Source organism: Mycobacterium sp. (genome assembly GCF_035570115.1).
Classification (GTDB): domain Bacteria; phylum Actinomycetota; class Actinomycetes; order Mycobacteriales; family Mycobacteriaceae; genus Mycobacterium.
Genome location: NZ_DATMLH010000072.1, coordinates 1 through 2,329 on the forward strand (window position 1 = coordinate 1; position 2,329 = coordinate 2,329).

General features: G+C 65.2%; 4 protein-coding genes. 2 read left to right on the forward strand and 2 right to left on the reverse strand.

Translation table 11 applies throughout. The annotated features are described in order from the left end of the window. Positions 1-306 (reverse strand): AMP-binding protein (locus VNW74_RS05285; RefSeq protein ID WP_325675549.1); only part of this gene is annotated, 306 nt, incomplete at its 3' end. A 261-nt stretch (positions 307-567) separates the two neighbouring features. Here VNW74_RS05285 and VNW74_RS05290 point away from each other — a divergent pair. Both VNW74_RS05290 and VNW74_RS05295 read left to right on the forward strand, forming a co-directional pair. Continuing rightward, entirely contained in the window at positions 568-1,290 is a 723-nt protein-coding gene (locus tag VNW74_RS05290) for an alpha/beta fold hydrolase (protein ID WP_325675550.1), read from the forward strand. 56 nt (positions 1,291-1,346) lie between these two features. After that, on the forward strand, positions 1,347-1,988 hold the full coding sequence (locus tag VNW74_RS05295) for a TetR/AcrR family transcriptional regulator (RefSeq protein WP_325675551.1): 642 nt from the start codon (positions 1,347-1,349) through the stop codon (positions 1,986-1,988). A 49-nt stretch (positions 1,989-2,037) separates the two neighbouring features. Here VNW74_RS05295 and VNW74_RS05300 read toward each other — a convergent pair. After that, on the reverse strand, positions 2,038-2,329 hold a 292-nt coding region (locus tag VNW74_RS05300; RefSeq protein WP_325675552.1), incomplete at its 5' end, for a MarR family winged helix-turn-helix transcriptional regulator.

The window sequence follows — 2,329 nt, forward strand, 5'->3', positions numbered from 1 at the left end:
GGGCCGGGCGTCCAGGCAGATCTCCTGGATCTCGCTGGCGTGCAACCTCCAATTGAGCGGCACGAACAGTGCGCCAAGTCGCATGCAGGCGAACTGCACCTCGAACACGCGCGGGTCGTTCTCGCTGATCAACGCCACCCGATCGCCGGGTCCGACCCCCAAATCGTGCAGGGTGGCGGCGGCACCGGCGACCCGGTCTTCCAGTTGTGTCCAGGTTGTTCGCCGCCCGTCCTCGGCGCATCCGAGGGCAAGGGAATCTCCGCGGTGCTGTGCGTGGTAGGCCACCCAGTCAGTTGCGTGAAACACGAATCGGCGCTCCGATCATCAGGTTCACCTAACGTTGTTCAAGAAATGCTAGTCGGTCGGGGTGCACATCTTCGACAAGTCAGCCACACACCTTCTTGACGTGGGTGCCCGTCACCTGGCACCGTATCAGCAGATAACCAAACACCGTTTGACCATTGGTGGACCGTAGTGATCACTTTTCCTGTCGAATCCTGTCGAACTCATGCATGAGGACCGGCTGCGGCACGAAGCCTCGCCATCCGCATCGGGGGTCGTCTTCCTATGACCACATTCGTCCTTGTCCACGGCGGATTCCACGGTGCATGGTGCTGGGAGCGCATCGTCGGTCCGCTGAGCAAGCGCCATGCGGTCGAGGCTGTCGACCTGCCCGGGCGCGGCCGAGGGGACCGGCCCGAACTCTCGGCCTACCTCGACACCGTGGCCGCGGCGGTGGACAATGCCGAGCCCCCGATTGTGCTGGTCGGTCACAGCCTCGGCGGCCTGATCGTCAGCCAGTTCGTCGAGCAAAAGCCCGACGCCGTCGCGGGTCTGGTGCTGGTCAATGCGCTGCTTGTCGAGGACGGCGAGGCGGCGCTGCCGAAGATGCAGAGCATCGGCGACGACTGGTTGTTCGCACGCCCGGGAGCGCTCACCTTCTCAGAAGACGGCAGCACGTTCGCCCCGGCGCCCGAGCTTGTCATTGAGGGGTTCTACAACCGTTGTGACCCGAAGGACGCGGAGTGGGCCGCCGCCCAACTGTGTCCCGAACCGCTGGACCTGGTAAGCGCGCCGCTGCGAATCACCAGCGAGGGCTTCGGATCAGTGCCGAAGGCATATTTGGGCGGGCGTCACGATCAGGTGATGCCGTGGTGGTTCCAGCAGAAGATGAGCGCGGCGGCCGAAGCCCGCCTCTTCGACCTGGGCGGGGATCACTCGCCGTTTCTCTCCGTGCCCGACGAGCTGGCCGCCCGCTTGCTTGATATCGGCGCCAACGGCCTGCCGTAACGGACCAAGAAATACCGTCATGCGGCATGGCACGCCTGACTCGTAGAGTCTTTCCGGTGAGCTCTCCCGTCACCCGCCGCCGGCCAGGCCGCCCGTTGGGAGCCGACGGCGCCGAGACGCGGCTCAAGATCCTGCACAGCGCCCGGCAGGTGTTTGCCTCAACCGGTTACGAGCGGGCGAGCCTTAAGCAGATCGCCGAGGACGCGGGAATCACCCGCAATGCGATCGCGAACTACTACGCAAGCAAAATTGAGCTCTACGGCGCCGCGCTCGCGTCGGTCCAGGCTGTCGTGGCCGGCCAAATCCTCGACGACGCCAAGACTGTGACCGGCTCTGTCCACCGTCGCGTCATGGCGGTGCTCGAAAGCGCCGTCGCATTCAGCCAGACCGACGAGACGTTCGTCCGGTTCTTCGTCATATCCACCGTCGATGCGATCACCCACCCGGAGCTTCGTGAGAAGGCCCTGCTGCCAATCGACTCGGTGCGCGAATACGTCGGCAACCTGCTCGCCACTGCTGTGCACGACGGCGAGATCGACGCCGAGATGGACACCGAGGCCACCACCCAGGTCTGCATCGACCTGCTGTGGGGCCTGGCAATGGATATCGGCTTTTATTCCGACGGGCAGCGGACCCAACGGACGATGCGGGCCATCGACCGAACCGTCTCCGCAACGCTTGCTCCCGCGCGACCTTGACGGATCGGCGGTGCTGCTGACAGAACGCGCCAAAGCAAGTGTGTTCGGTTCATGGCACTTTTTGATCGGCCAGCACGGCGAGCAGCATGCTCAGCTGCTGCTGTTCAGCGGGGGCCAGCGCCACCAGCCATTCACGCTCGCGGCCGGCCTGCTCGCGCATGGCCTCGTGGAGCGCCGAACGACCGTGTTCGGTCAGCTGGAGCCGGACCAGTCGGCGGTCGGCGCTGTCGCGGATCCGCGATACCAGACCGTCACGCTCGAGGGTGTTCAGCGCACTGGAGACGGCCGCGCGCGAGGCCCCCGATAGTCGTGCGACATCGCGTCCTTCGGCGGCGCCGACG